The organism is Polyangium fumosum (assembly GCF_005144585.1).
Taxonomy (GTDB): Bacteria; Myxococcota_A; Polyangia; order Polyangiales; family Polyangiaceae; genus Polyangium; species Polyangium fumosum.
In genome coordinates, this window is record NZ_SSMQ01000016.1 from 151,370 (window position 1) to 175,943 (window position 24,574).

Sequence of the window (24,574 nt, forward strand, 5' to 3'; positions counted from 1 at the left end):
ACGGCCGTACGGTTGGTTCGTGGTATGGCGGAATCTTCCGCGCGGAAGCGATGCACCCTCTCGCCTGGCTCCTCAGCGTCCTCTGGCTGTTCGCTACGGTTGTCGTCGCCGTGGTCCGAGGCCTCCGCGGCGCACGCGAGGGCCGCGCGCACCTCGCGGCGCAGCGCATCAAAAGCCCGACGATTTACCTTTTTTCGGCGTATCTGCTCGTCGCCGCGCTCGTCACGCCGAAGTCCCCGGGCGAGAGCACGTCGCCGCTGCTCTGGCTCGCGCTCGCGATTCCCCTCGCCAATGGATTGGCGGCCGTGAGCTCCGTTGGACAAACGCAGCCGAAGGGCCTGACGCGGGCAGGCCTCGCGCTCCTCCACGGCGGCGCTGTGCTCGCGGCCGCCGCGTGCATCCTCGCTTTCGTCTCGCCGCGGTTCGTCCCCGTGTGGCTGGGAGGACCGGGCGCGCCTTGAGCTAGTACCCCTTGCGCGCCGACACGAACGCGCCGCGCTCGATCTCGTGGGATGACGCCGTCACGAGCGCCGTCGCCGTGTGCTCACGGACCTTGATCACGCGCAGCTCCGCGTACGTCTCGTCCGGGAAGAGGCTCTCGTCGCCGGGCGGCGCGAAGTTCTCGGTCTGCGCGGCGCGATCGTCCTCGATCACCGGGCGCACGGTGGCGAATTTGCCCGCGCCGCGCAGCGTGTGGCGCCAGCGATCGCCGCGTCGGAGCGCGAAGAAGCGCATGCCTTGCTTGACGCCCTCCTTCTCGCCCTTGTCGAGGAAGACCACCTGGTTCTGCCCGTAAAACGCGTGCGGGTAGAGCGCCGCCACGATCCTCGCCTCGATGTCTTCGGCGCTCGCCACGGGCGGGACGACGACAAAACTTCGGTCGACGGGGCCGATCTTCGCGCCTCGCTCCACCGTGTCGAGCGACTCGACGATGCGGCCGCGGATCATGCGCGTCTGCGTGTTGATCCGGTCGACGCGCAGCGAGCCGCGGATCGAGACGAGCTGGCCTTTCTGCGCGGCGTCGCCGGCCGTCACGAGCGGGCGGAAGATCGTGAGGAGCTGGCCGACGGCGACCTCGTGGTCGTCGTCGAGCTTGACGTACACGTCGTCGCCCGCGCTGAGCAGCATCTTGTCCGCGGGGCTCCCGTTGATCTCGCCCCACACGTCGTCCTTCTTGTCGTCGAGCCAGCCCGTGTCGCGCAGGAAGATCGTCTGCGGCGCGACCTTGCGCGTGCCGGAGAGGAGGCGGCGCATGCCGGGCAGGTCGCGGTCGCCCACGTCGCGCAGGCGCACCTGATCGCCGGGATAGATCCAGTGCGGGTTCTGGATCTGCGGGTTCTGCGCCCAGAGGCGCGGCCAGCCGTAGGGGTTTTTGTAGTAGCGGGTCGAGATGTCCCAGAGCGTGTCGCCCGTGCGCACGCTGTGGATCTCCGGCACGTGTTGCCCTTCGAGCACGAAGCCGCCGTTCGACGTGCCCCGCACGGTCTCGCTCGCCGCCGGATCGGGGAGGAGATCAAAGCCGTCGGCCGCGCGCGAGGTGTCGAGCGTGGAGCGCGAGCTCGAAGGCAGATGCGCGTCGGGGTTGTAGCCCGGCTGCGGATACCCCGGCATGACGACCTGCGTCTGCGTCTGCGTCGCCGGCGCTTGCACGATCGTGACCTGCGCGCCGCTCCCTGGCGCGGGGGCGGCTTCGGAGTCCTGCGCGTCCGCGTGGCCCGTGGCCGCGAGGGAGAGGAGGACGATGGCGGGGGCGGCGAGGGCGCGTGTGTCCTTCATGGTGCCGTTCTCGGGGTGCTCGGGAGGGGGCGCTTGGCCTTCGCGAGGCTCGCAGGCGCAGGTGCCGCAGGTTGGGTGATCACCTCGCCCCGGGCCGTGGAGCGGAGGACCGGGCGGGGCGTGTCGTCGGGCTCGTGCACGCCGCCCGGGTCGTCATCGGTTGGTGGTCCAGCGATCGGCGCGAGCGACGCCGCTGTCCCGCCTTCCCCGGTCGGCGCGAGGTGCACGACGTCGAGCGAGGGGCGATCGTCCTCGGCGCTCTTCGGTGCGCTCGCCGCCGCCGGCGGCGGACGCGCGGCGAGCTTCGCATTCGTCAGCTCGAGCGTCTCAACGCGGGCCGCGAGGATGTTGTTGTCTGCACGGACGCGGCCCACCTCCTGGCGCAGCGCCTCGATCTCCTTGCGGAGGGCGTCTTGCCCGCCGCCGGCGCAGCCGGATGCAAGGAGAACGAAGGCGAGGGCGCAGAGGGACCGCATGCCGCCCCGATGGTAGTGCCCGAGGTAGGCGTGGGCCAAGCGAGCTGCGGCCTATCCCCTGCTGTCACGGCCCGGAATTCTGGTAGGGTCGGGGCCATGTCGAAGCGCTCGAACAAATTCATATCCTTGACGATGGTGGGTCTTGCTTCCCTCGCTGCGCTCGCGTTTGGCGTGGCGGGTTGTTCCGACGAGGGGACCAATGGGGACGACTCTTGTTACGACTACGGGTCGTTCGACAAGACGGCCCCCGCGGTCGCGTTTACCAAGGACGTGCTCCCGATCTTCCGCAACTCCTGCGGCATCGGCGGCGCGGCCTGCCACGGCGCCGTCTCCGGTCAGCCCGGCCAGCCCTACCTCGGCCCTGCGAACGGCCCGACGGATCCGACCCCGGCGGAGATCGACGCGATCTTCGCGCAGAATGTCGGCGTCGCCGCCACGAAGGCGACGGGGATGAAGATCGTCGAGGCGAACAGCCCCGAGACGAGCTTCCTCATGCACAAGATGGATGGGACGCTCACGTGCGCCGCCGTCGTCTGCGACGCGGCGTGCGGCGGCACGATGCCGCTCACGGGCGACCTGCTCCCGCAGGCGTCGCGCGACACGGTTCGTCGCTGGATCGCGCAGGGAGCGAAGAAGGATTGATCGGCAGGCTGACGGGCCGCATCGTCGAGGACTCGGCCGAGGGCGTCGTGGTCATCGACGTCGGGGGGGTCGGCTACGAGGTCACGGTGCCGCTCGGCGCGCTCGGTCGTGCGTCGCGGGAAGGTGACGACGTGGTCACCCTCTACGTGCACACGCACGTCCGGGAAGACACGTTCGCGCTCTACGGCTTTCCGACGCGGGACGACCGCGCGGCGTTCCGCTCGCTGATCGGCGTGTCCAGCATCGGGCCAAAGATCGCGATGTCGATCCTCGGCGCGTTGCCGGCGGGCGAGCTCGCGGCGGCCATCACGCGTGGCGAGGCGTCGCGGCTCGTGGCCGTGCCCGGGGTCGGCAAGAAGACCGCGGAGCGGCTCATTCTAGAGCTCAAGGGCAAGCTCGCGGCGGCGCCCGTCGTCGCGAAGGGCGCCGAAGCGCCGAGGCCCGCGGCGCCCGAGGGCAAAGCGGAGATCTTGCAAGGCGCGCTCACGCGGATGGGCTTCCGGCCCGCCGAGGCCGAGCGTGCGGTCACAGCGCTCGGAGCGCGCGTGCAGACCGAGCCGCTCGGGGATCTCGTGCGCGAGGCGCTCGCGCTCCTCTCCTCCAAGTAAGTCGTTCTCCAGGACGAACGTGGTCGGCGCGGCGCGCGCGCGGCGCCTCGGGCGTGGCGTCAGAAGCCTCGACAAAAAAAATCGGCCCGAATATGCTCCGCGCGGACCGGGTGGGCTGGTGTCGGCAGTCCCCGAGGAGGCGGCGTGATTACCTGTCCCAAGTGCAACAAGGAGAACCAGGACCACTACAAGTTCTGCCTCGGCTGCGGCTCCGAGCTGCCGAGGGATGCGTCTCCGAAGAAGTTTGCGTCGGGCGGCACGCCGCCGCAGGGCATCCCCGCCGTTCGGCCGGGCGCCGTGACCGACGACATGGGGGCGAAGGGCGCCGTGGCGCAATTCCCGCCCGTGGCGCCCGCGGCCGTGCATCCGCCGATCGCAGCGCAGGCCGGGCCGTCCACGGCGCCGGTGGTGTGCAAGGACTGCGGGCACACGAATGCGCAGGCGAACCGGTTCTGCGCGTCGTGCGGCGCGAAGCTGCCGAAGCCCGGCAGCGTGCCGGCGATGGCCTCGCCCGCGGCGCCGCCCGTGGCCTCGACGCCGAGCGCGATGACGGTCGTCTTGACGGCGCTCCGCGCGGACGGCTCGGAGGCGGGCTCGTACACGCTCCCGTCGGCGACGTTCACGATCGGCCGTGATGTCGGGGCGATCTTCGCGGGCGACAACTACCTCTCGCCGCGGCATGCGACGTTCACGTCGAAGAACGGCAAGCTCAGCGTGCGCGACGAGAGCTCGCTGAACGGCGTCTACCGCAAGCTGTACCGCGACGAGCCGATCGCCGTGGTGATCGGCGACATCTTCCGCATCGGCCAGGAGATCGTCCGCTTCGAGGCGCTCTCGGCGATGCCGGCGACGGCGGACGGCGTCGAGCGGCTCGGCAGCCCGTCGAAGGGCTACGTGGGTCGCATCGCGCTGATCATCGGGCGGGACGCGACGGGCAACTCGTTCCCGATCCCGGAGACGGGCCTGCACCTCGGCCGCGAGCGCGGGGACGTGCTTTTCCCCGAGGACGGTTACGTCTCGGGGCTGCACTGCCGCATCAGCTACGAGCGTGGCCAGCTCTTCGTCACGGATCTCGGCAGCTCGAACGGCACGTTCAACCGGATCTCGTCGGAGGTGGACCTCGTCGACGGGGACGTCCTGCTGATGGGCCAGCAGCTCTTCCGGATCAACATTCAGACCTGAGACGGGCTTCCGGGCGAGCGGCTTCTGGCGCCGCGCGTCCCGGCGGGGGAGAATGGTCGGCCATGGAACCGCCGCGCACGATCCGCGTCGTTGCTGCCGTCATCGAGTCCGAGGGGCGATACCTCATCACGCAGCGCCGTCCGACGGCCCTGCTCCCTCTCTTATGGGAATTCCCAGGGGGGCGCGTGGAGGACGCGGAGACGGACGCGACGGCGCTCAAGCGTGAGGTCTTCCATCGGCTCGGGGTCGAGGTCGAGCCGGGGCAGCTCATCTCGTTCGTGAGCCACCCGTACGAGCGGTATGTGGTGGACCTCTACCTCTACGAGTGTCGGATCACCTCGGGGGAGCCCGCGCCGCTCGCGGTGAACGCGTTCAAGTGGGTGACGAGCGCGGAGTTCGATCAGCACCCGTTCACGCCTGCCGACGAAGCGAGCATGAACAAGCTGCTCGGCATGGGCTGAGCGCAGCTTTTTTTCGCGACGCGTAAAACAAAAGACCGGGCCGCTCGTCCATAGATCCCTCCGCGGGCGTCGGAATCCGGCTGGGACTACGAACGTTTTCCGCGGGGGCGTGGGGCGGAGCCCCACTCGTAGAGGAAGGCGCCATGCGAAAGAGCGTTGCGGTCATCGGTCTGGTTGCTGCGGCGACGGCGGGTCTCGCGGCGGGGTGTGGGAGCACGGGGCGAGGCGGCGCCGAGGCAAAGGCGCCAAACGTCGGCGAACGGAGCTGCGGGCGCGTGCACCCAGGCGTGGGCGCGAAGCCGCTCGCCGGCGCGCGGCAGGGCGGCGTGGTCGCGCTGGCGAAGGCCGGGGGAAAGACGATCGCGTACGTCGCAGACGAGGACGACGGAACGATCCACACGGTCGACGTCGCGACGGGGAACGAGCTCGGGACGACGCAACTCGGGGGGACGCCGTCGCAGCTCGTCGTGGCCGCGGATGGCCGCGTCGTGGTGGCGCTGCGGGACAAGGCGGCGATCGAGGTGCTCGAGCCGGAGGCGGATCCGGCGCAGCCGCTCGCGTCGCGGTGCACGGTGCCCACGCCGGTCGAGCCGGTCGCGCTCGCAACGACGCCCGACGATGGGACGTTGCTCGTGACGAGCGGCTGGGGCGCGGCGCTCACGGCGTACGACGTGGCGAGCATGGGACGAACGTACGAGGTGCCGCTGCCGCGCGAGCCTCGCTCGCTCGTGGTTTCGGACGACGGGAAAAAGGCGTTCGTCGCGCACGTCGTGGGCTCGCGGATGAGCGTGGTCGATCTCGCGGCGAAGCGGGTGCGGCCGGTGGACGTGGGCGGGATCGAGGAGGGCGGGTTCCGGCGCCCGAGGATCGGCCTCTTCGGCGGCGGCGAGGAGATCGAGCGGCGCGCGTGCCAGGGGTTCGCGCTCGCGAAGTCGACCGATCTCTCGGGTCGAATCTTCGCGCCGCAGGTGCTCGTGGATCCGGGGCGCGCCGAGGAGCGCTCGGAGGGGTACGGCAGCGGCGGCATGAACCCGCCGGAGGTCGCGGCGGTCGCGGTCGTCGACGAGGACACCGAGCAGCCGATCGGCGAGTCGGTGAGCGTGAAGCCGGACGTGCGGCAGATGGTGGGCGTGGCGCGGCCGCGTGCTGCGTGCTTGCTGCCGCGGGCCGCGGCGATGGATCCGGGGTCGCGCTCGCTCTTCGTCTCGTGCCTCGGCATCGACACGGTCATCGAGTACGACGCGGCGGCGGCCGATCCGCAGCATGCCGAGCGGCGTCGCTTCACGGTCGCCGCGGGGCCGACGGGGCTCGCGGTGGATCCGGAGGGCCGGCGGCTCGTCGTGTGGTCGCAGTTCGATCGCACGCTCCAGATCGCGCCGCTCGGCGCGAAGGACGTCGCCGCGGTGGACGCGCCCGCGATCGTGCGCGTAGGGCTCTCGCGCAAGGCGCAGACGGCGGCGACGGCGGATCTCGAGCTCGGCCGGAAGCTCTTTCACGCGAGTGGTGACACGCGCATCTCGAGCGACGGTCGCGCCTGCGCGAGCTGCCATCCCGATGGGCGCGACGACGCGCTCACGTGGGCGACGCCGGAAGGGCCGCGGCAGACGCCGATGCTCGCAGGGAGGCTCGCGAAGACGGCGCCGTACGGGTGGACGGGCCGCGGCGACAGCGTCGAGGCGCACCTCTCGGAGACGTTTGGTCGGCTCGGCGGCGCGGGGCTCGCGCGGCGCGAGATCGACGCGCTCATCGCGTTCGCCACGGCGCTCCGGCCGCCGCAGGCCGAGATGCGTGACGGCACGAACGACGTGCTCGTGCAGCGCGGCAAGGCGATCTTCCACTCGACGCAGGCGGGCTGCGGGACGTGCCACCACGAGGAAGGCGCGTGGACCGATCACACGGCGCACGACGTTTCGAGCCGCGCCGACGCCGACGTCGCGGCCACGTTCGACACGCCCTCGCTGCGGTTCGTCGGCGGCACGGCGCCGTACTTCCATGACGGCCGTTACGCGACCTTGCGGTCGCTGCTGGTCGATTCCGACGGCAAGATGGGCCACACGAAGCACCTCGCGAAGGAAGACCTCGACGCGCTCGAGGCCTACATGAGGAGCTTGTGATGAGCCGCATCGGAAAGAGCGCGTGGATGGCGCTCGCGGCCGCGTCGCTCGCGGTCGTGGTGGGCGCGCCGGTCCACGCGGCGGGTACGCCGAGCTTCTCGTCGGTGCCCGAGGCGCGCGTGCCGGAGATGCTGCATCCGAAGGACGCGCCGGATACGATCCCCGCGGGCGAGCGTGTCGAGGGCGTGCGCGTCGACGGGACCATGTTCAAGGGGGCGCCGACGTTCACGGCCGTGCAGGCCGACGGAGGTCGTTGCGTGTCGGTGGGCGCGATCCCGCCGGGCGTGCCGCCTTCGGGCTCCGCGGCGACGAGCATCCGCGTGGGCGGCGTGCTCCCGCTGCGCGTCGAGCGTCTCGTCGAGCGCAAGCCGGGCGAGGCGGAGCTCGAGATCGTGGACGCGTGGTTCGACGGGCGAACGTCGAGCGTGCGGCAAGCGACGTCGACACGCGTGCCGCTCACCGTGCTCGCGAAGGGGCCCGCGTCCTACGTGGTGTACGGGTTTCGCAAGGGCGACGAGCTCCAGGTCGTGATCCCGTCGCAGGACCGGATCGGGTACGTGGATCCGCGCGGCCAGATCGGGTTCACGCAGTGCGGGCACCTCCGCATCGGGCTCGACACGACCGCGAAGAACGGCGCGATGCTCATGGCTGCGGGGCGCATCCAGACGAAGCGCGCGCAAAGGCCTGCGCCGTCGTTCCATCCGCAGTCCCAGGCGGTTCCGGCCGACACGACGATGCGCGCGCTCCAGGTGACCGTGAGCACGAGCCGCACGAAGCGCGAGCGCGAGCCGCTCCTCAGCGCGTCCGTGGGCTGGGCCGAGGACGACGAGGGCGTCACGGCGGGCTTCCGCAACGACTTCGTGGACGCGCCCAACGTCGAGCCTATCGAGTCGGAGTAACCACGCGGGCGACCTTCGCCCCACGCGGGCGTCCTCGGTCGTCTCGATCCCTTGCCACGCGCGGCCGTGTCGGACACGCTCGGCCGCGGCGGCGCCACGCGCGCCCAGGGAGGAAGGTCGATCGCGATGGATCTCAAGTTTTATTACGCGCCCATGACGAGCGCGTCGCGGGTGCACTGGGCGCTCGAGGAGCTCGGCGTTCCGTACGAGAAGGTCAAGCTCGACCTCGCGGCCGGTGAACAGAGGAAGCCCGAGTACCTCGCGCTCAACCCGAACGGCAAGGTGCCGCTCCTCATCGCCGAGGGCCGGCCGATCTTCGAAGGGCTCGCGATCCTGCTGTACCTCGGCGAGCGCTTCGGCACGGAGAAGGGACTCTTCCCGGCGTCGAACCTCGATCGCGCCGATGCCTTCAAGTGGATGGCGTGGGGCGCGGTGACGTTCGGCGAGGCGCTGCAGCGGTTTCTCCGCAACACGTTGGATCGTTTCCCTGAGGAGGAGCGGAGCCCGAAGTCCGCCGAGGTCGCGAAGAAGGATCTCGCCGCGCACCTCGCGATCTTGAACGAGGCGCTCGAAGGCAAGGAGTACCTCGTGGGCAAGACGTTCTCGTTCGTCGACATCTCCATCGCGCCGGCGATTCCCTTCCTGGGGCGCTTCGGCATCGACGTGAGCCCGTTCCCGAACGTGAACGCGTGGGTCGCGCGGTGTCTCGCGCGGCCCGCGTTCGCGCGCGTGATGCAGGGTTAACCGCCCGAGCGACGCAGGAGCACGAGGAAGGCCGGGCCGCCGATCAGCGCCGTCACGGCGCCGACCGGCGGCTCGGTGCCGAGCGAGCGGAACGCGAGGCGCGCGACGAGGTCGCAGCCGACGAGCATCGTCGCGCCCGCGAGGAGCGAGACGGGCAGCACGCGGCGCTGATCGGGCCCGATGAGCCGGCGGACGGCGTGCGGGACGACGAGCCCGACGAAGCCGATGAGGCCCGTCAAGCTGACGATCGCGCCGACGACACACGAGGAGGCGAGGAAGGTGCGTCGTTCGAGGGCGCGGACGTCGACGCCGAGCGTGCCGGCCGTCTCGTCGCCGAGCACGAGGACGTTGAGGCGGCCCGCGTCGAAGAGGAGCACCGCGCATCCGACGCCCACGTACACGAAGGCCGCGAGCAGCGACGAGGCGTGCGGCAGGTCGACGAAGCCGACGAGCCAGCGCAGGAGCTGCTGCGCGCGGGAGGGCGGGACGAGGGCCTTCAGGAACGTGATGAGCGCGGCGGCCATGGAGTTGACCATCACGCCGGCGAGAAGGATCGCCGTGCCCGAGGCGCCGCCGCGCATGCCGCGCGCGACGCCATAGACGAGCGACGTGGCGAGGAGGCCGCCGAGGAGCGACGCGGCCGGGATCAGCGCGGCGCCGAGGAGCGTGGTCGCGCCGAGGCCGAGCGCGATGGCGGTCGTCGCGCCGAGCGCAGCGCCGCCCGAGACGCCGAGCACGTACGGCTCGGCGAGGGGGTTGCGGAGGAGCGCCTGGAACGCGGCGCCGACGACGCCGAGCCCCGCGCCGGCCATGGCGGCGAGCGCGACGCGCGGCAGGCGTACGTCGAGCAGGATCGTGCGCGCGAGGCCGGGCTCGTGGAAGGCGTTCGAGAGGGAGATCGGTTCGGTGCCGAAGGCGAGCGCGAGGGCGGTGACGAGGACGAGGAGCGCGGCGGCGAGCAGGATCGGGCGTCGGATCAAGCGCCTTCGGTCCTCGCGGACGCGCGCGGCTCCTGCGCGTTGCGCTCGTAGAGCAGGCGCAGGCCCGTGAGCGTGAGGTCGTCGTCGACCTCCTCGATGGACTCGGTGAGCGGCGCGATGAGCCGCGCGAGGCCACCCGTGGCGACGATGCGGCAGGTGTAGCCGAGCTCAGCGACGAGGCGTTTGCAGAGGCCGTCCACGAGGCCCGCGTAGCCGTACACGATGCCGGACTGCATGCTGTGCACCGGGTTTCGCCCGACGACCTTGGGCGGCAAGGTGATCTCCACGCGGGAGAGGCGCGCGGCGCGGGAGAAGAGCGCCTCGGCGCTGATGTGCACGCCGGGCGTGATCACGCCGCCGAGGTACTCGCCCTTGGGCGTGACGCAGTCGAAGGTCGTGGCCGTGCCGAAGTCGACGACGATGACGGGGCCCTTCGCCCACTCGTAGGCGGCGACCGCGTTGACGATGCGATCGGCGCCGACCTCGCGCGGGTTCTCGTAGAGGATCGCCATGCCCGTCTTGATGCCCGGACCGACGACGAGCGGCTCGCGGCGGAAGGCGCGGCGCACGAGCTCGACCATGGTGTCGGTCAGGGTCGGGACGACGCTCGCGATGATGGCGTGATCGATGAGGTCGGGATCGACGCCGCGAAGCGCGAGCATCTGCCGGACGAGAACCGCGAACTCGTCTGCCGTGCGGCTGCGCGCGCTCTCGGAGCGTACGTGGTGGAGGAGCTTCGTCCCCTCGAACACACCAAACGAGATGTTCGTGTTGCCCACGTCGACGACGAGCAGCATGGGAGAACCTTTATCACTTCCCGGGCGGGTCAGAGTTTTCGCGCGAGCATCATGCCGTCGCGGATCGAGAGCAGGACGTTCTCGACGCGCGGATCGGCGTTGACCACGTCGTTGAAGCGGCAGATGCCGTGGTCGGAGGGGTCCTTCGGCGCGAGGACGTGGCCGCTCCAGAGCGTGTTGTCTCCGACGAGGAGACCTCCCGTGCGGAGGAGCGGAAGGACGGCCTCGTAGTAATCGACGTAGCGCTCCTTGTCGGCGTCGAGGAAGACGAGGTCGAAGGGCGGTCCCGCCGGCAGGGCGCGCAGGGTCTCGAGGGCGTCGCCGAGCAGGATGCGGATCTTCTTTCCGTGCGGGCTGCGATCGAAGAACGAGCGGGCGATACGCGTCGCGTCGGGGTCGCGGTCGAGCGTGAGCAGCTCGCCGTCCTCGGGCAACGCCTCGGCCATGCAGAGCGCCGAGAAGCCGGTGAACGTGCCGATTTCGAGCACACGACGCGCCGCGACGAGCGCGCAGAGCGTCTTCAGGAACGTGCCTTCGACGCGGCCCACCTGCATTTGCGGCGACGTCGTCGAGGCGTACGTGACCTCGCGAAGCTCATCGAAGAGCGCCGGACGAGGGCGCGTATGGGCTTCGATGTAATCGTTCAGCTCGGGCGAAATGATGGGCGTCATGGGTTCCTCCACGGCTGCCCGCGCCTCGGTTGCGCGGGGAGTTCGTCTACCACGACGTCGTGGTCGGTGAAGCTTCCACTTGCGGGAAAAACGGGTGAACATCGCGAACGAAACGGAGGTACGTCGTGAGCACGAAGCGGCTTGGCTTGGTGATGATGGCGCTCGGCTTCGGTGCGTGGCTCGGCGGCGGTTGTGCGACCGCGACCAGGCCAGGGGTGGGCGGAGGCGGCGAAGGCGGCGAAGGAGGTGAAGGCAGCTCGGGCGGCCTGGGCGGTGCGGGCGGCGCATCGAGCAGCAGCAGCGCATCGAGCAGCAGCGCGTCGAGCAGCAGCAGCGCGTCGAGCAGCAGCTCGTCGAGCAGCAGCACGAGCTCGGGCGGGCAGATGTGCGGGCCGATGGAGCACGCCTGCGCCGGGGTTTGCGCGGGCAACACAGCCGCGACGGGGTGCTTCACGTCGACCACGTGCACGCCGTGCCCCACGGCGCAGAACGGCGTCGCGACTTGCAACGCGACGGGTCTCTGCGACGTGAGCTGCAACTCGGGGTACGTGAAGAATGGCTCCACGTGCGTCTGCCAGTCGCAGTGTTGCTCGAACGCGGATTGCGCGGCCGGTCAGACCTGCATGGGCGGCACGTGCTCGGGCGGCAGCACGGGCGACGGCGGCGTCGCGTGCAACCCCTTCGCGTGCGTCTTCGATTGCGCGTTCCAGAACCTCGAGTGCGTCGATCCCTTCACGTGCCAGTGCGGATGAGCGAGGGGCGCGGGCGGTTCTAGAAAGAAAAACCCGCGCCGCTCGTCACGCTCCGCTCGCCGAGCGGGACGATCTCCGCGAACACGTCGAGGCCGATCGGGAGCGAGGCCACGAGGCCGAGGCCGAGCTGGAACTTGTACCGATCGGTCCCCTGCCGATCCACGCCGTCGACCTGCCAGAAGATCGGGCCGCCGAACACGCGCGCGAGGGCGTACGGGCTGAGCACGTCGTAGAACGTCTTGCCGGCAACCGCGCTGAGGCGGAGGTCGCCGGCGTAATACGGGACCACGGGCGCGTCGGGGCGCGCCTCGCGTGTCTGCGCGCCCGCGACGGCGAGCGAGGCGCCGAGGATCAGGAAGGGAAAGCGATCACGGCCGTCGAGCAGGCGATAGGACGTGGCGACGGAGGCGGACCAGCCGGGGCCGAAGTCGTAGCGCCGCGCGCCCTCGCGCAGGCTGCCCCAGAGAATGCCGCCCGCGCCGAGCTGGAGCGTCCACGCGGAGCCGAGCCTGCGTTCGAACGTGGCGACGGCCGCGCGCCGATCGATGGCGACGTCGTACTTGCCCGCGAAGACGAGGTTCGTCCAAGCGTAACCGACCGTCGCGCCGACGCGGTAGAGCCGCGGGCGAGGCTTCACCACGGGCGCGCCCGGCTTGCTGGGGGGCAAGGGCGCGTCGAGATCGTCGCTGCAAGAGGGAATGCCCGTCGGACCGACGGCCGGCGCGACGCCTCAGGCCCGCGCGTCGCGCGTGGCGACGAGGAGCGAGGCCAGGGTCGCGGCGCCGACGAGGGCCCCGCCGAGCACGTTCTTGATGGATCGCATGGGTCCTCGGGGAGGGCAGAGAAGTGCCATTTTCGCGCGGCCGACCCTAGCACGGAAGGAATCCTCGCCGCCCGAAAACAGGCGGTTTATGCTGGGGGGCGATGATCGAGCTCGAGACGCCGTATCACGTGGTGGAAACGGATGGCTCGGGGCACATCCTCATCATGCGCAGGACGCCGCGCGATTATCCAGACACATGGATGATGGAGCAGGATCTCGAGGCCGTGATCGCCACGCTCGACGAGATTGGGCGTGATCGGAAGAAGCTGCTCGTGGATCTCCGCGAGGGGCCGCGGCGCAACGATCCGCAGTTCGAGGATACGATGCGGCGCTTCCGACCCCGGCTCTTTCGAGGGTTTCGTGGCGCGGCGATCATCGTGAAGACCGCAGTGGGGGCGCTGCAGGTCAAGCGCCACCTGCGCGAGGACGGCGCGGGCGCCGAGGTGTTTCACGACGAAGCCGAGGCGCTCGAGTACCTGCGCGGCCAGAGCGTGCGCGGCGAAGCGCCGCCCGTGAGCCTCGCGCCGCGAAGGCCCCAGGCGCTCGAATCACACCGGAGTGATCGCATCTCGTCGTTGCCTACGGGCTCGCTGCTCCGGCCTTCGCAGGAGCCTCCGCGCCGTCCCTCGGAGGTCGGTGAGCCTCCGCGCCGGCCCTCGGAGGTCGGTGATCCGCCGCGCCGTCCCTCCGAAGTGGGCGAGGCCCCGCGCACGGATCGGCCGTCGAGCGCGCCCGCTCCGGCGACACGTCCGTCGCGGCACTAGCCGCGCTGGAACGCCGGGGATCTGCGTGCCACCCTCGGCGCCATGAAGATCGCGGCGACGGGGATCACGAGCGGCGTGGGCCGGAGGCTCTGCGAGATCGCGCGGGAAGCCGGCCACGAGGTGGCAGGCATCGCGCGGGATCCCGAGCGGCTCGACGCGCGCGCGTTGTCGCGGATCGGCGTGCGTGTCGTGGGCGGAGACGTCGCGGATCGGCGCGCGCTCGCGGACGTGCTCCGCGGCGCGGACGTGGTCGTGCACGCGGCGGCCATGGTCGGCGAGGCCACGGACGCGGCTGAGATGGAGCGCGTGAACGTGGGCGGGACACGCGCCGTGATCGAGGCCGCGGCGGAGGCGCACGTGCCGCATGTCGTGCATGTGTCGTCGGTCGCGGTGTACGGGCGGCCCGATCGCGGGCACGTGACCGAGGCGTGGCCGACGCGCACGAGCGGTTTGCCCTACGAGGACACGAAGACACACGCCGAGCGGCTCGCGCACGAGCGAGGGCGCGCGCTCGGGCGCTCGGTGATCGCGGTGCGTCCGCCCGTGATCTACGGGCCCTACGATCGGAACTTCCTGCCTCGCGCGATCACGACGTTGCGAAAGCGGATGATGCTGCTCGTCGACGGCGGGCGCGCGCCGCTGAACGTCGTGTGGGTGGATCATGTGGTCGACGTGGTGCTGCGCGCGGCCGAGCGGCGGGATCTCGGGGGCGAGGCGTTCAACGTGATGGACGAGGTCGACGCGCGGCCGCCGAGCGTGCGTGAGGTGTTCGAGACGATCGCGCGCGCGACCGAGCTGCCTCTGCCGCGGCTCTCGCTCCCGTATCCGGCGGCGATGGGGGCGGCGAAGGCGCTCGCGGCGGCCTGCTCGCTTTCAGGGCGGAAGGAGACGCCGCCGCTCACGCCCTTCGTGGTGAAGCTCCTCTCGCGCGACGTCGTGTACGACGCGTCGAAGGCGGTGCGGGAGCTCGGGTGGACGCCGCGTTTGCGCGCGCTCGAAGGGATCTCGCGGTTCGCCGCAGAGATCGCGGGCAAGGCGCCCGCGTATGCGGGAGGCCCCCGCGTGGCTTCCCCGGGCAGCGCCGTCGAGTAGACTGCGCGGCGCGTTTCGCGTTCCGAACGCCGAGGATCCGCTCTCCGATGACCGAACAAGCGCTCTCCGCTCCCGAATCGACGATCGAGCTCAGCGTGATCGTCCCTTGCCTCAACGAGGAGCTCAACCTGCGCGAGCTCGCGGCGCGCGTGTTGCGTGTCTTCGAGGTCGGCGGGCTCGTCGGGGAGCTCGTCCTCGTCGACGACGGCTCGAAGGACGGCACGGCGGGCGTGATCCGCGAGCTTTCGGCCGCGTCCGCGGGGCGGATCGTGGGCTGCTTTCATCCGGAGAACCGGGGCATCGCGGCGGCGTGGCGGACGGGCGTGGGCGCCTCGCGGGGCAAGCTCGTCGCGACGATCGACGCGGACTTGCAGTACCAGCCGGAGGATCTCTTGCGGCTCCGGCGCGCGCTCTACGATCACAGCGTCGACGTGGTGCAGGGCTTCCGCAGCGCGGTCGGGCGGCGCAAGGACCAGCGATACCACCTGAGCCGCGGGCTCAATCACCTCTTGAACGGCGTGTTCGGGATGGACCTCTCGGACAACAAGAGCGGGTTCGTCATGTGCGCCCGCGAGGTGATGCTCGACCTGCTCACGTACCGCGGCACGTATTTCTATTGGCAATCGTTCATCATGGTCGCCGCGCACGCGAAGGGGTATTCGTACAAGGAGATCGAGACGATCTTCGAGCAGCGGCGGCAGGGGACGAGCTTCCTCGAAAAGACGGCCGTGCGCGCGAGCGTGCTCTCGTTCGTCGATATCGGGAAGGCGGCGTGGGAGTACCGCGTGAGCCGCCCGCCGCCGGACATCGCGCACCAGTTCTTGCGGCGGCATCCGGTGGCGGATCGGACGCCGCCGCGGACGCCCGTGCAGGAGATGCGCTGGCGGGCGTACCTCGCGGCATTCGACCGCACGCACTGGATGATCACGCGGGACGTCGAGCATGCCTACGAGACGCTCTGCAAGACGCAATGGCTCGGGATCGCGGAGACGCGCGAGCTCCAGGACGAGAAGCTCCGCCGCCTCGTCCGACACGCCTACCGCAACGTGCCGTATTACCGCGCCCGCATGCAGGAGCGCGGGCTTCGGCCCGAGGACGTGCGGGGGCAGGCGGATTTGCACAAATTGCCGCTCCTCACGAAGGCCGACATTCGCAAGCACCTCTACTTCGACATCATGTCGGAGAACCACGACAAGTCGCAGGTCCAGCGGATCGCGACGAGCGGATCGACCGGCGAGCCGTTCATCTGTTACGCCGACCGCGTGCAGCTCGAATTGCGCTGGGCGGCGACGCTAAGGGCCCAGGAGTGGACGGGGTATCGATTCGGCGATCCTTGCGTGCGGCTCTGGCACCAGACGATCGGCATGTCGAAGAGCCAGATCCGGAAGGAGCGCGCGGACGCGATTCTGTCGAAGCGGACGTTCGTGCCGGTCTTCGAGATGAGCGAGAAGAACCTGGCCGCGATGGTCCGCACGATCGCGGAGGCGGAGCCCGTCCTGCTCGACGGATATGCCGAGGCGCTCGATTTCCTGGCGCGGTATCTCCAGGCGCACGGCAACCTCTCGGTGCGGCCGCGGGCCGTGATGTCGAGCGCGCAGACGCTCCCCCTGCCGAGCCGGCGCGTGATCGAGCAGGCGTTCGGGTGCGCGGTGTTCGACAAATACGGCAGCCGCGAGTTCTCGGGCATCGCCTACGAATGCGAGGCGCATGCGGGGCACCACGTGGTCGCCGAGGGATACATCGTCGAGATCCTGAAGGGCGGCGAGCCCGCGAAGCCCGGGGAGATCGGCGAGGTCGTCATTACCGATCTCACGAACATGTGCATGCCGTTCATCCGGTATCGCATCGGGGACCTCGCGGAAGCCATGGATCCGCTCGCGCCTTGCACGTGCGGCCGGGGCGCGCCGCGGATCGGGGCGATCGAGGGGCGCGTGCAATCGATCATCCAGGGCACAGACGGTAGATTCGTACCGGGGACGTTCTTCGCGCATTACCTGAAGGAATACGATCACGCGATCAAGCAGTTCCAGGTGGTGCAGGAGGCGCTTGGGGCGATCACGTTCCGGGTCGTGAAGGGCGGGCGTTTCTCGGACGACGTGCTCGACGAGGTGCTCACGAAGTTCCGCGAGGTGCTCGGCGAGGATCTGCGGATCACGGTCGATTTCGTGGACGAGGTGGCGATGGTGCGCACGGGCAAGCGCGTCGCGGCCGTGTCGAAGCTCGGGATCGATTTCCAGGGGAGCTCCGCCTCGGTGCGGCCGAGCGTGGGCCGCGGGGATCGCGCATGACGCAGGGGTCCTCGGTCGCGATCGTCTCCCGCCCGGGGACGACGTACGCCGCGGGCGGCGTGCCGCCCTTTGATCCGCCGAACCCGGTGTACGCCATGGTGGAGGCGCTCTTCCGGGAGCTCGGGCTCGACGCAGCGCGGGCCGGGACGCCGGAATGGAACCCGCTCGGCGATTTGATCCGGCCGGGCGATCGGGTGATCGTCAAGCCCAACCTCGTCTCGTCGAAGAACCTGCACGAGAAGATCACGGGAGAAAAGTTATGGGCTTCGAGCACGCATGGCGCGCTCTTGCGGCCCATCCTCGATTATGCGCTCCGGGCCGCGGGGCCGCGGGGCAACGTGCGGGTCGTGGATTCGCCCGTGGAGGGCTGCGAGATCGAGAAGGTCGCGGGGCCGCTCGGGATCTTCGCGGTGATCGATCACCTGCGCCGGGGCGGCGCGGACGTCGATTTCGTGGACCTGCGTTATTTCCGGGTGGCGCCGTACTTCGCGCTCGACGACGTGCGGCGCGGGGGACTTTCGTACAACCTCGGCCTGCTCGTCCGCACGAGGCTCCCGGGGGATCCGCGCGGGTATCGGGTGGTGGATCTCGGCGATCGGAGCGCGTTCGCGCTTCGCTCTGCGCCGCCGGGCGAGCGGCTCCGCTTCCACCGCAGCCATTACGAGACGCCGGTCCCGCACCACACGGGCGGGAGACACGAATACAGCCTGCCGCGCACGGTGCTCGACGCGGACGTGGTGCTCAACCTGCCGAAGATGAAGACGCACAAAAAGACCGGCGTCACGCTGGCCTTGAAGAGCGTCATCGGATTCACGAACGAAAAATACTGGCTCCCGCATTTCACGGCCGGGGACCCGTCCGTCGGAGGCGACGAGTTCGATCGTCCGCGGAGCTTGGCGGAGCGGATCGAGGACAAATTCTCGCGGTTTCCGCTGCCCGGTGACCATTCGCTGGTCGCGCGCCTCGCCCGGGTCGGGGCGCCGTCGAAGGTGATCGATGGGAGCTGGGAGGGCAACGATACGCTCTGGCGGACCATCCTGGACCTGAACCGGATCCTCTTTTTCGTCGATCGCGACGGCATTTTGCGGGACCAGCCCGTGCGGCGGTACCTCGCGCTCGTGGACGGCATCGTGGCGGGCGAGGGCGAAGGGCCGCTCGGGGCGACGCCGGTCTTCGCGGGGACGCTCGTGGGCGGGTTCGATCCGGGGATCGTGGACGCGACGGCCGCGGAGGAAATGGGATTCGATCCGGCGCGGATCTCGATGATCCGGGAGGCGGTGGGGATGGTGTCGCGGGCCGATCTGGCCGGCAGGATCGTCCGGCGCGACGGGCCGCGATTCGAACGGAAATTCCGGGCGCCGCGGAGCTGGCCGAGCCTCGGGTAATTCAGCGCTCGGTCTCGACGACCGCCGGTGCGCCGGGGGGATTCGGCGACGCGGGCATCGGCGTCTGGAAGCGGAAGAGCACGAGCGCGAAGACGATTTCGACGAGCGTGATGGCCACGCCCCACGCGGTGGTCGACGCCGCGATGGCCGCGAGGCGCTCGCCCTGCGTCGGAAACGCCGCGAAGGGTTCGAGCAACGTGGCGGCGAGGACGTCCCGCGTCCCAAACCCCTGCGGCGTGAGGGGCAAGGTGACGGCGACCATCAGAATGGGAAGGAAGGCAAACGCGCTCGCCGGGGGGATCTTCACGCCAAAAAACCAGAAGGGAATCCACGTGCCGAGGAAAAGCACGACGAGGTGCGGCAGGCGCGCGAGGAGGGCCCACAGGTGCCCACGCACGCCCGCCTCGAAGAGCGGCGCGAGGAGGCGAAGGGAGGCGAGCCTCGCCGGGCGAATCGCGAGGAGGGCGAGGTAAAGAAGGCCCGCGCCGAGGGGGAGGGCGAGCCAAACGAGAGGCTTGTCCCCGAGCAGAATGGCGATACACGCGAGGCCCAGGATCGAGCCCATCCAGGACGCATAGACGAGCAGCGTGGCGCCGGCGACGCGCGCGAGGGGGACGCCGTGGATCCGGGAGAGGGCGACGGTGATGAACGCCTGGCCGACGTGGTGGTTCAGGAGGGAGGGCAGGTACGAGGCGCCGCGGAGGATGAAAAAATCACGAAATCGAATGGGCGCGACGGATCTGCGATAGACGAGCACGGTCGCCAGGCTGTCGGCGGCGCACAACGAGACCACGAAGACCGTGGCGAACGCGAGGAACGAAGGCGCCGAGACACGCGCGAGGTGCTGCTGGAACGCCCGGAGATCGAGGCGGGCGAGGACGAACACGACGAGGGCGATCGAGACGACGAACGGCAGGACCGCGCGCACGAGGGATCGCGGGGGCTCGCCTTCGGGGCGGGGAGGCGCTTCGGCCATCGGCGCGAACGTACCAGATCCCGGCCGAGGCGAAGGTCGATCAGCCGGCGCGTCGCAGGGACGCGGGCGCGGCGTGGCGAGCGGCCGTGCCGCGGCTGTCGGAGGGGAGCGGCAGCTCGACGGTGAACGTCGCGCCGTGCCCCGGGCCCGCGCTCTCGGCAGACACACGGCCGCCGTGGAGATCGGTGATGTGCTTGACGATGGAGAGGCCGAGGCCGAGCCCGCCGTGGCGCCGCGACGAGGAGGCGTCCTCCTGGCGGAAGCGCTCGAAGAGGTGCGGCAAGAACGCGGGCGCGATGCCCTGGCCGAAGTCGCGGACGACGAGGACGGCGCGGCCCCGCTGCGGGCGCACCGTGACCTCGACGCGGCCGCCCGCGGGCGAGAACTTGATGGCGTTCGAAAGGAGGTTCCAGAGGAGCTGCTCGATGCGGGCGCCGTCGCCGAGGAGCGGCTCGCCGATCGGCGCGACGTGGAGGTCGAGCGTGACGCCCTTCTGTTCGGCGGAGGGGCGCACGGCCTCGGCCGCGGTGGTGACGACGGCGCCGAGATCAAAGGGCGCGACGTCGAGGTGGATCTTGCCGGTGACGATGCGGCTCACGTCGAGGAGATCGGAGACGAGCTGGGCGAGGGCGCGGGCGTTGCGCTCGATGACCTCGAGGCCCCGATCGAGTTTGTCGCCGTCGCGGGGCGAGCGCTTCAAGAACTGCGCCCAGCCGAGGACGGCGGTGAGGGGCGTGCGCAGCTCGTGCGAGAGCGTCGCGACGAACTCGTCCTTGAGGCGGCTCGTTCGCTCGGCCTCGGCGCGGGCGTTGCGCTCGGCCTCCTCGATGTTGCGGTGATCGGTGATGTCGAGCGTCAAGCCCGCGGCGCGCACGACGTGGCCATGCTCGTCGCGGTGGACCTGGCCGAGGATGGCGATCCAGCGGGCCTCGGGCGTGGGGTGGGCGGCGACGCGGAGCTCCAGGCGGAAGTGCTCGGCGCCGCTCGCGAGGATGCGGTCGGACTCGTCCAGGATGCGCTCGCGATCCTCCGGGTGGATGGCCTCGATCCATCGTTCGATCGTCGGGACGTACCTCGGATCGACGCCGTAGAGCTCGAAGTTGCGCTCGGACCAGACGAGGTGGTCCGTCGCCGTGTCCCAGGCCCACGAGCCCGCGCGGGCCGCGTCGAGCGCGAGCCGGAGGCGGGCGTCGCTCTCGCGCAGGGCCTGCTCGGCGCGGCGGAGGCGCGAGAGATCCACGACGTAGAACATGCCGGTGAGCTCGCGCCCTTCGCGGCCGAGCAGGACGGCGCCGCCGATCAAGGCCGGGGCGCGGCTGCCGTCTTTCCGGAAGAACTCCTTCTCGTAGGGCGCGCAAGACCCCGTCGTCCGGAGCTGTCGGCCGGCGAGCTCGTCGGCGCTGCGGTGCTCGCGGGGCGTGAGCTCGCGCCACGTGAGCTTGCCTCGGCGCGCGGCGAATTCATGGGAGCTCAAACCAAGAAGGTCGAGGAAGGCGTCGTTCGCCTCGACGATCGCGTCGCCGCGGAAGGAGGCGACGCCGAGGGTGCGGGAGGCGAGGAGGGTGCGGAAATGCTGGGCGTTCGTGGCGCTCGCCTGCGCGCGCTCGGCGAGGATGCGCTCGGCCTCGCGGCTGCGCTCGACCTCGCGGTGCATGCGGCCGCTCACGGCGCTGATGGCGACGCCGATGAAGCAAAAGAGGAGGAGCCGGACGAGGTCGGCGGTGGTCGTCAGCGCGAGCGCGTGGACGGGATCGAGGAAGAAGAAGGTGCCCGCGCCGAGCGCGAGGAGCGTGGCGAGGAGGCCCAGCCAGAACCCCCCCGCCGCGGCGCAGATGGTCACCGGCAGGACGAACATGAGCATGGGCGAGGTCGCGCCGAGGAAGGGCGCAAGGCTCTCGCGCAGCACGACCGTGCCGCCGACCGTGCCGAGCGCCAGGAAGAGGCCGGCCGGGGAGGATGTCCAGTGCTGCGGGCCTCTCCATTCTCCCGGGACGAGGTCGAGACGAGACGCCATCGGCCCGGTCCATAAAACATGCCTGGCCTCGGCGGGAGCCTACGGCCGAGAAGCGTCGCCGGGCGAGCCTCGTTCGAGGCGCCCGTACATGTCGTGGCGTTAGCCCACCGGCCTCGGGGGCATGCTCCCCGAGGCGAGCGCGAAGACGAGCGCGCGAAATGCTTCGGACTCGAACGGTTTGTAGAGGAGCCGATCCGCGACATCACCGACGAACGAGCGGACCTCGTCCGTGCAGGCGCCCCCGGTCAAGAAGCCGACGCGCCGATCGAGCGCGGGATCGAGCGCGAGCAGGGAGGTGTAGAGCGCGACGCCGCTCGTGCCCGGCATCATGAGATCACAAAGGACGACGTCGAAGCGCGCGCCGCCGCGGACGAGCTCGAGCGCCTCCTCGGAGCCGGAGGCGCAGACGAGATCCATGTCGCGGCCGAGCACGCGACGAACGGCCGCGCAGACGTAGGGCTCGTCGTCGACGAAGAGGACACGGGGCCTGTCGCCGCGCCCCGCGGGGCGGAGGCCTTCGCGCGGGTTCTTCGCAGGATCGGCGGCCGGGAGGATCACGCGGAACGTCGAGCCCGCGCCGGTCGTGCTCTCGACGGAGAGCTCGCCGCCGAGGGCGGTGACGATGCTGTGACAAACCGAGAGGCCGAGGCCCATGCCCTCGCCGACGGGCTTCGTCGTGAAGAACGGATCGAAGATGCGCGAGACGAGCTCGAGCGGGATGCCGACGCCGTTGTCCACGACCTCGATGACGACGCGGCGGTCGAGCGATCGGGTGACGAGGCGGATCTCGTTCTCCGACTCGGGGCGATCGGGCATGGCCTGCGCGGCGTTGGCGAGCAGGTTGACGAAGACCTGGCCGAGCCGCGGTTCGTTGCCGAGGACCGCGGGCACGTCGCCGTACGCGCGCGTGACGCGCGTGCGGTGGCGCAGGGCGTGGTGGGTCATGCGGATGGCCTTGTCGAGGACGCCGTGCACGTCGATGGGGCCGCATTCGGCGGGCTCGCCGTCGGCGCGGGAGAAGGTACCCATGTCGCGCACGATGGCGCGCATGCGGCGCGCGCCTTCGAGGGCCTCGTCGAGGGCCTGCGTGGCGGCCTCGTACGTGGCGGCGTCGGGAGGGAGCGTGCGCAGGGCGCCCGCGACGAACTCCAGGTTCGCGAGGACGAACGAGAGGGGGTTGTTGATCTCGTGGGCCACGCCGGCGGCCATCGTGCCGAGGGAGGCGAGGCGATCGGCGAGGAGCAGGCGCGCCTCGGCGTGCCTGCGCTCGGTGACGTCGCGGCAGAAGGCGACGACGGCGCGCGTCTCGTCGCCGTCGCGGAGGGGGAAGAGGATGGTGTCGAAGACGAGGCGCGCGCGCGAGCTGCTCCAGGCGCTGCCGTAGACGTCGAGGTTCACGTCCTGCCCGTGCATCTCGACGACCTCGCCCGCGTAGGCGCGCGCGAAGCACACATCCATGCCGGTCTCGACGTGGAGGGGATCGGTGAGCGCGTTGAACTGGCCGACGCCGAAGGTCGTGCTGGCGAGGCCGAGCTGCCTGCGGTGCGCCTCGTTCATCCGCAGGGAGAGGCCGTCGGGGCCGAAGATCTGGATGCCCACGGGGGCGTTCTCGAAGACGGCCTGCGCGAGCTGCTCGCTGTCGCGCAGCGCGCGCTCGACGCGGCGCCGCTCGGTGATGTCGGTGGAGACGCCGATCGCGCCGATGACCTCGCCCGAGGCGTCGCGGAGGGGCCAGGAGGCGTGCTCGAACCAGACGCCCCCCACCGGGACTTCGCCCTTGTAGACCCGGCCTGCGAGGGGCTCGTCCACCTGCGGCGAACCTCCAGGAGCGCTGGGGAGGTTGAAGACGGAGGTCCCGACGAGCTCGCCAGGTTGGAAGCCCAGGTGCGCGAGGCCCTTGCCCTCGGCGAACGTGATGGTGCCGTCGCGCTCGACCGCCCACAGGACCACGGGGGCGTGGTCGAGCAGCGCGTGGAGGCGCGCCTCGTGTTCGCGCAGGAGCGCCTCGGACTGGCGCAGATCCGTCACGTCGCGGCTCAGGATCAGCGCCTCGCCGTGGGGCAGGGCGGCGATGCGGATCTCTCGAAACATGGGGGCTCCGTCGGTCCCCCGCGTCTCGTAGTCGAGCGCGGCGATGTCGGTCGTCCCGCGGACCTTCGTGATGGCGTCGAGGACCTCCGGCGTCCGCAGCGGCTGGAGGATCTCGGCGAGGTTCTTGCCGACGAGCGCAGGGAGCGCCTCGACGCTGCGCCGCCGCTGGAGCCTGCCGAAGTGCGCTTCGAGGACGGTGCCGTCCTCGGTCACGCGGAAGATGTTGTCGGGGAACGCGGAGAGCAGGGTGTGCAGCTCGTCGTTCGCCTGCGCGAGGGCCCGCTCGGCCTCGCGGATCTCGCTGAGGTCGGTCGAGACCGCGAACGTGCGGAGGATCTTGCCCGCGGCGTCGCGCTCGACGAGCACGGTCATCACGACCTCGAGGAGGCTCCCGTCCTTGCGCACGAACTCGTACCGGCTGCCACGGCCGACGCCGCGCCGGAAGAGCTCGGGGATCCGCGCGAGGGCATGCGCGCGGGAGGCCTCGGTCATGAAGTCGACGGAGCGGCGACCGAGGACCTCGGCGCGATCGTAGCCGAGCGCGTCGAGCCAGCCGTCGCTGACGCTGACGAGGCGGCCTTCGGCGTCGATCGAGTGCAGGATGATGGGCGCGTGCTCGTAGAGGTGCTCGTGCCTTCGCTCGACGTCGCGTTTCTCGTCGAGGATGCGCTCGGTCGTCTCGATGCGGCGGCGGAGCGCGGCGAGGCGCGGGCCGAGGCGCGGCGCGTCGTGCGGCAGGACGAAGAGCTCGTCGGCGCCCGCATCCACGAGCGCGCGGAGGTGCGCGTCCACGTCACGTTCGGTCGCCGCCGCGAGGGCGGTGGTGCTTTCACGCGCGCGTGCCGCGCGGCAGGCGTCGAGGGCGGCGGCGGGATCGTCGCCTTCGAGATCGAGGACGACGCAGAGGGACGGCGCGTCGATCTCCGCGGGGGCCTCGTTCGGGAGCAGCACGAAGCCGGCGGCGCGGAGCTCGGCTTCGAGCGATGCGCGCGACGGGGAGCTCCGTCCGAGGATCGAGGCGGTGAGGCGACTGCGCAAG

At 70.6% G+C, this 24,574-nt stretch carries 23 protein-coding genes; 13 read left to right on the plus strand and 10 right to left on the minus strand.

The window, feature by feature from the left end; genetic code table 11:
- Positions 1-110 precede the first annotated feature (110 nt).
- Complete coding sequence (locus tag E8A74_RS17620; protein ID WP_136930175.1) at positions 111-461, plus strand: hypothetical protein; 351 nt, start codon at positions 111-113, stop codon at positions 459-461.
- Position 462: 1 nt separating this feature from the next.
- On the opposite strand, the gene E8A74_RS17625 is transcribed toward E8A74_RS17620, so the two are convergent.
- Positions 463-1,776, minus strand: a complete 1,314-nt coding sequence (locus E8A74_RS17625; RefSeq protein WP_136930176.1) for a LysM peptidoglycan-binding domain-containing protein — start codon at positions 1,774-1,776, stop codon at positions 463-465.
- Positions 1,773-2,252 (minus strand): hypothetical protein, encoded by a 480-nt coding sequence (locus E8A74_RS17630; protein WP_232379617.1) that lies wholly within the window; start codon positions 2,250-2,252, stop codon positions 1,773-1,775. The genes E8A74_RS17625 and E8A74_RS17630 overlap by 4 nt, the downstream gene beginning before the upstream one ends.
- A 96-nt stretch (positions 2,253-2,348) precedes the next feature.
- Between E8A74_RS17630 and E8A74_RS17635 the strand changes: the two genes are divergently transcribed.
- From E8A74_RS17635 to E8A74_RS17665, 7 genes are all read left to right on the plus strand, one after another.
- Positions 2,349-2,894 (plus strand): hypothetical protein, encoded by a 546-nt coding sequence (locus E8A74_RS17635; protein ID WP_136930177.1) that lies wholly within the window; start codon positions 2,349-2,351, stop codon positions 2,892-2,894.
- The gene (gene ruvA, locus E8A74_RS17640; protein WP_136930178.1) at positions 2,891-3,502 is read left to right on the plus strand and encodes a Holliday junction branch migration protein RuvA; all 612 of its coding nucleotides are present in this window, start codon (positions 2,891-2,893) and stop codon (positions 3,500-3,502) included. The genes E8A74_RS17635 and ruvA overlap by 4 nt, the downstream gene beginning before the upstream one ends.
- A gap of 144 nt (positions 3,503-3,646) precedes the next feature.
- Positions 3,647-4,684 carry an FHA domain-containing protein gene (locus E8A74_RS17645; protein WP_136930179.1) on the plus strand — a complete coding sequence of 346 codons (1,038 nt, stop codon included), beginning with the start codon at positions 3,647-3,649 and terminating at the stop codon, positions 4,682-4,684.
- Positions 4,685-4,746: 62 nt separating this feature from the next.
- Positions 4,747-5,145, plus strand: coding sequence for a (deoxy)nucleoside triphosphate pyrophosphohydrolase (locus E8A74_RS17650; protein ID WP_136930180.1), 399 nt, complete (start codon positions 4,747-4,749; stop codon positions 5,143-5,145).
- Positions 5,146-5,288: 143 nt separating this feature from the next.
- Positions 5,289-7,259 (plus strand): cytochrome C peroxidase, encoded by a 1,971-nt coding sequence (locus tag E8A74_RS17655; RefSeq protein WP_136930181.1) that lies wholly within the window; start codon positions 5,289-5,291, stop codon positions 7,257-7,259.
- A complete protein-coding gene (locus tag E8A74_RS17660) occupies positions 7,259-8,158 on the plus strand; it encodes a hypothetical protein (protein ID WP_136930182.1) in 900 nt (299 codons plus the stop codon). The genes E8A74_RS17655 and E8A74_RS17660 overlap by 1 nt, the downstream gene beginning before the upstream one ends.
- Before the next feature lie 66 nt (positions 8,159-8,224).
- On the plus strand, positions 8,225-8,902 hold the full coding sequence (locus tag E8A74_RS17665; RefSeq protein ID WP_136930183.1) for a glutathione S-transferase family protein: 678 nt from the start codon (positions 8,225-8,227) through the stop codon (positions 8,900-8,902).
- Here the strand turns inward: E8A74_RS17665 and E8A74_RS17670 are convergent.
- Genes E8A74_RS17670 through E8A74_RS52370 form a run of 4 tightly spaced genes read right to left on the minus strand, consistent with a single transcriptional unit; the run spans position 8,899 to position 11,858 of the window.
- The gene (locus E8A74_RS17670; RefSeq protein WP_136930184.1) at positions 8,899-9,882 is read right to left on the minus strand and encodes a FecCD family ABC transporter permease; all 984 of its coding nucleotides are present in this window, start codon (positions 9,880-9,882) and stop codon (positions 8,899-8,901) included. The genes E8A74_RS17665 and E8A74_RS17670 overlap by 4 nt on opposite strands.
- Positions 9,879-10,679 (minus strand): type III pantothenate kinase, encoded by an 801-nt coding sequence (locus E8A74_RS17675; protein WP_136930185.1) that lies wholly within the window; start codon positions 10,677-10,679, stop codon positions 9,879-9,881. The genes E8A74_RS17670 and E8A74_RS17675 overlap by 4 nt, the downstream gene beginning before the upstream one ends.
- Positions 10,680-10,708: 29 nt before the next feature.
- The gene (locus E8A74_RS17680; protein ID WP_136930186.1) at positions 10,709-11,350 is read right to left on the minus strand and encodes an O-methyltransferase; all 642 of its coding nucleotides are present in this window, start codon (positions 11,348-11,350) and stop codon (positions 10,709-10,711) included.
- 46 nt (positions 11,351-11,396) lie between these two features.
- On the minus strand, positions 11,397-11,858 hold the full coding sequence (locus tag E8A74_RS52370; RefSeq protein ID WP_170229202.1) for a hypothetical protein: 462 nt from the start codon (positions 11,856-11,858) through the stop codon (positions 11,397-11,399).
- Between the two features lie 19 nt (positions 11,859-11,877).
- Here E8A74_RS52370 and E8A74_RS52375 point away from each other — a divergent pair, with 19 nt between their 5' ends.
- On the plus strand, positions 11,878-12,102 hold the full coding sequence (locus tag E8A74_RS52375; protein ID WP_170229203.1) for a hypothetical protein: 225 nt from the start codon (positions 11,878-11,880) through the stop codon (positions 12,100-12,102).
- A 19-nt stretch (positions 12,103-12,121) separates the two neighbouring features.
- Here E8A74_RS52375 and E8A74_RS17690 read toward each other — a convergent pair whose 3' ends face one another.
- A complete protein-coding gene (locus E8A74_RS17690) occupies positions 12,122-12,769 on the minus strand; it encodes a hypothetical protein (protein ID WP_136930188.1) in 648 nt (215 codons plus the stop codon).
- Positions 12,770-13,026: 257 nt separating this feature from the next.
- Here E8A74_RS17690 and E8A74_RS17695 point away from each other — a divergent pair, with 257 nt between their 5' ends.
- The 4 genes from E8A74_RS17695 to E8A74_RS17710 are packed head-to-tail and all read left to right on the plus strand — an operon-like array spanning position 13,027 to position 18,454.
- Positions 13,027-13,689, plus strand: a complete 663-nt coding sequence (locus tag E8A74_RS17695; RefSeq protein WP_136930189.1) for a hypothetical protein — start codon at positions 13,027-13,029, stop codon at positions 13,687-13,689.
- Positions 13,690-13,731: 42 nt separating this feature from the next.
- Positions 13,732-14,781: an NAD-dependent epimerase/dehydratase family protein gene (locus tag E8A74_RS17700; protein WP_136930190.1), complete on the plus strand. Its 1,050-nt coding sequence runs from the start codon at positions 13,732-13,734 to the stop codon at positions 14,779-14,781.
- A 47-nt stretch (positions 14,782-14,828) separates the two neighbouring features.
- Positions 14,829-17,069 (plus strand): glycosyltransferase, encoded by a 2,241-nt coding sequence (locus E8A74_RS17705; protein ID WP_136930191.1) that lies wholly within the window; start codon positions 14,829-14,831, stop codon positions 17,067-17,069.
- Positions 17,066-18,454 (plus strand): DUF362 domain-containing protein, encoded by a 1,389-nt coding sequence (locus E8A74_RS17710; protein ID WP_136930192.1) that lies wholly within the window; start codon positions 17,066-17,068, stop codon positions 18,452-18,454. The genes E8A74_RS17705 and E8A74_RS17710 overlap by 4 nt, the downstream gene beginning before the upstream one ends.
- 1 nt (position 18,455) lies before the next feature.
- On the opposite strand, the gene E8A74_RS17715 is transcribed toward E8A74_RS17710, so the two are convergent.
- The 3 genes from E8A74_RS17715 to E8A74_RS17725 form a co-directional block, all read right to left on the minus strand.
- Positions 18,456-19,430, minus strand: coding sequence for a lysylphosphatidylglycerol synthase domain-containing protein (locus E8A74_RS17715; RefSeq protein WP_136930193.1), 975 nt, complete (start codon positions 19,428-19,430; stop codon positions 18,456-18,458).
- A 40-nt stretch (positions 19,431-19,470) separates the two neighbouring features.
- Positions 19,471-21,444 (minus strand): ATP-binding protein, encoded by a 1,974-nt coding sequence (locus E8A74_RS17720; RefSeq protein ID WP_136930194.1) that lies wholly within the window; start codon positions 21,442-21,444, stop codon positions 19,471-19,473.
- 99 nt (positions 21,445-21,543) lie between these two features.
- The gene (locus E8A74_RS17725; RefSeq protein WP_136930195.1) at positions 21,544-24,573 is read right to left on the minus strand and encodes a PAS domain S-box protein; all 3,030 of its coding nucleotides are present in this window, start codon (positions 24,571-24,573) and stop codon (positions 21,544-21,546) included.
- Position 24,574: the final 1 nt, after the last annotated feature.

Coding starts and splice junctions, on each gene's coding strand:
- E8A74_RS17680 (WP_136930186.1), bottom strand. CDS start 11,350: ATGACGCCCATCATTTCGCCCGAGCTGAACGATTACATCGAAGCCCAT.
- E8A74_RS17625 (WP_136930176.1), bottom strand. CDS start 1,776: ATGAAGGACACACGCGCCCTCGCCGCCCCCGCCATCGTCCTCCTCTCC.
- E8A74_RS17630 (WP_232379617.1), bottom strand. CDS start 2,252: ATGCGGTCCCTCTGCGCCCTCGCCTTCGTTCTCCTTGCATCCGGCTGC.
- E8A74_RS17695 (WP_136930189.1), top strand. CDS start 13,027: ATGATCGAGCTCGAGACGCCGTATCACGTGGTGGAAACGGATGGCTCG.
- E8A74_RS17700 (WP_136930190.1), top strand. CDS start 13,732: ATGAAGATCGCGGCGACGGGGATCACGAGCGGCGTGGGCCGGAGGCTC.
- E8A74_RS17710 (WP_136930192.1), top strand. CDS start 17,066: ATGACGCAGGGGTCCTCGGTCGCGATCGTCTCCCGCCCGGGGACGACG.
- E8A74_RS17720 (WP_136930194.1), bottom strand. CDS start 21,444: ATGGCGTCTCGTCTCGACCTCGTCCCGGGAGAATGGAGAGGCCCGCAG.
- E8A74_RS17715 (WP_136930193.1), bottom strand. CDS start 19,430: ATGGCCGAAGCGCCTCCCCGCCCCGAAGGCGAGCCCCCGCGATCCCTC.
- E8A74_RS17655 (WP_136930181.1), top strand. CDS start 5,289: ATGCGAAAGAGCGTTGCGGTCATCGGTCTGGTTGCTGCGGCGACGGCG.
- E8A74_RS17675 (WP_136930185.1), bottom strand. CDS start 10,679: ATGCTGCTCGTCGTCGACGTGGGCAACACGAACATCTCGTTTGGTGTG.
- E8A74_RS17705 (WP_136930191.1), top strand. CDS start 14,829: ATGACCGAACAAGCGCTCTCCGCTCCCGAATCGACGATCGAGCTCAGC.
- E8A74_RS17660 (WP_136930182.1), top strand. CDS start 7,259: ATGAGCCGCATCGGAAAGAGCGCGTGGATGGCGCTCGCGGCCGCGTCG.
- E8A74_RS17650 (WP_136930180.1), top strand. CDS start 4,747: ATGGAACCGCCGCGCACGATCCGCGTCGTTGCTGCCGTCATCGAGTCC.
- E8A74_RS17635 (WP_136930177.1), top strand. CDS start 2,349: ATGTCGAAGCGCTCGAACAAATTCATATCCTTGACGATGGTGGGTCTT.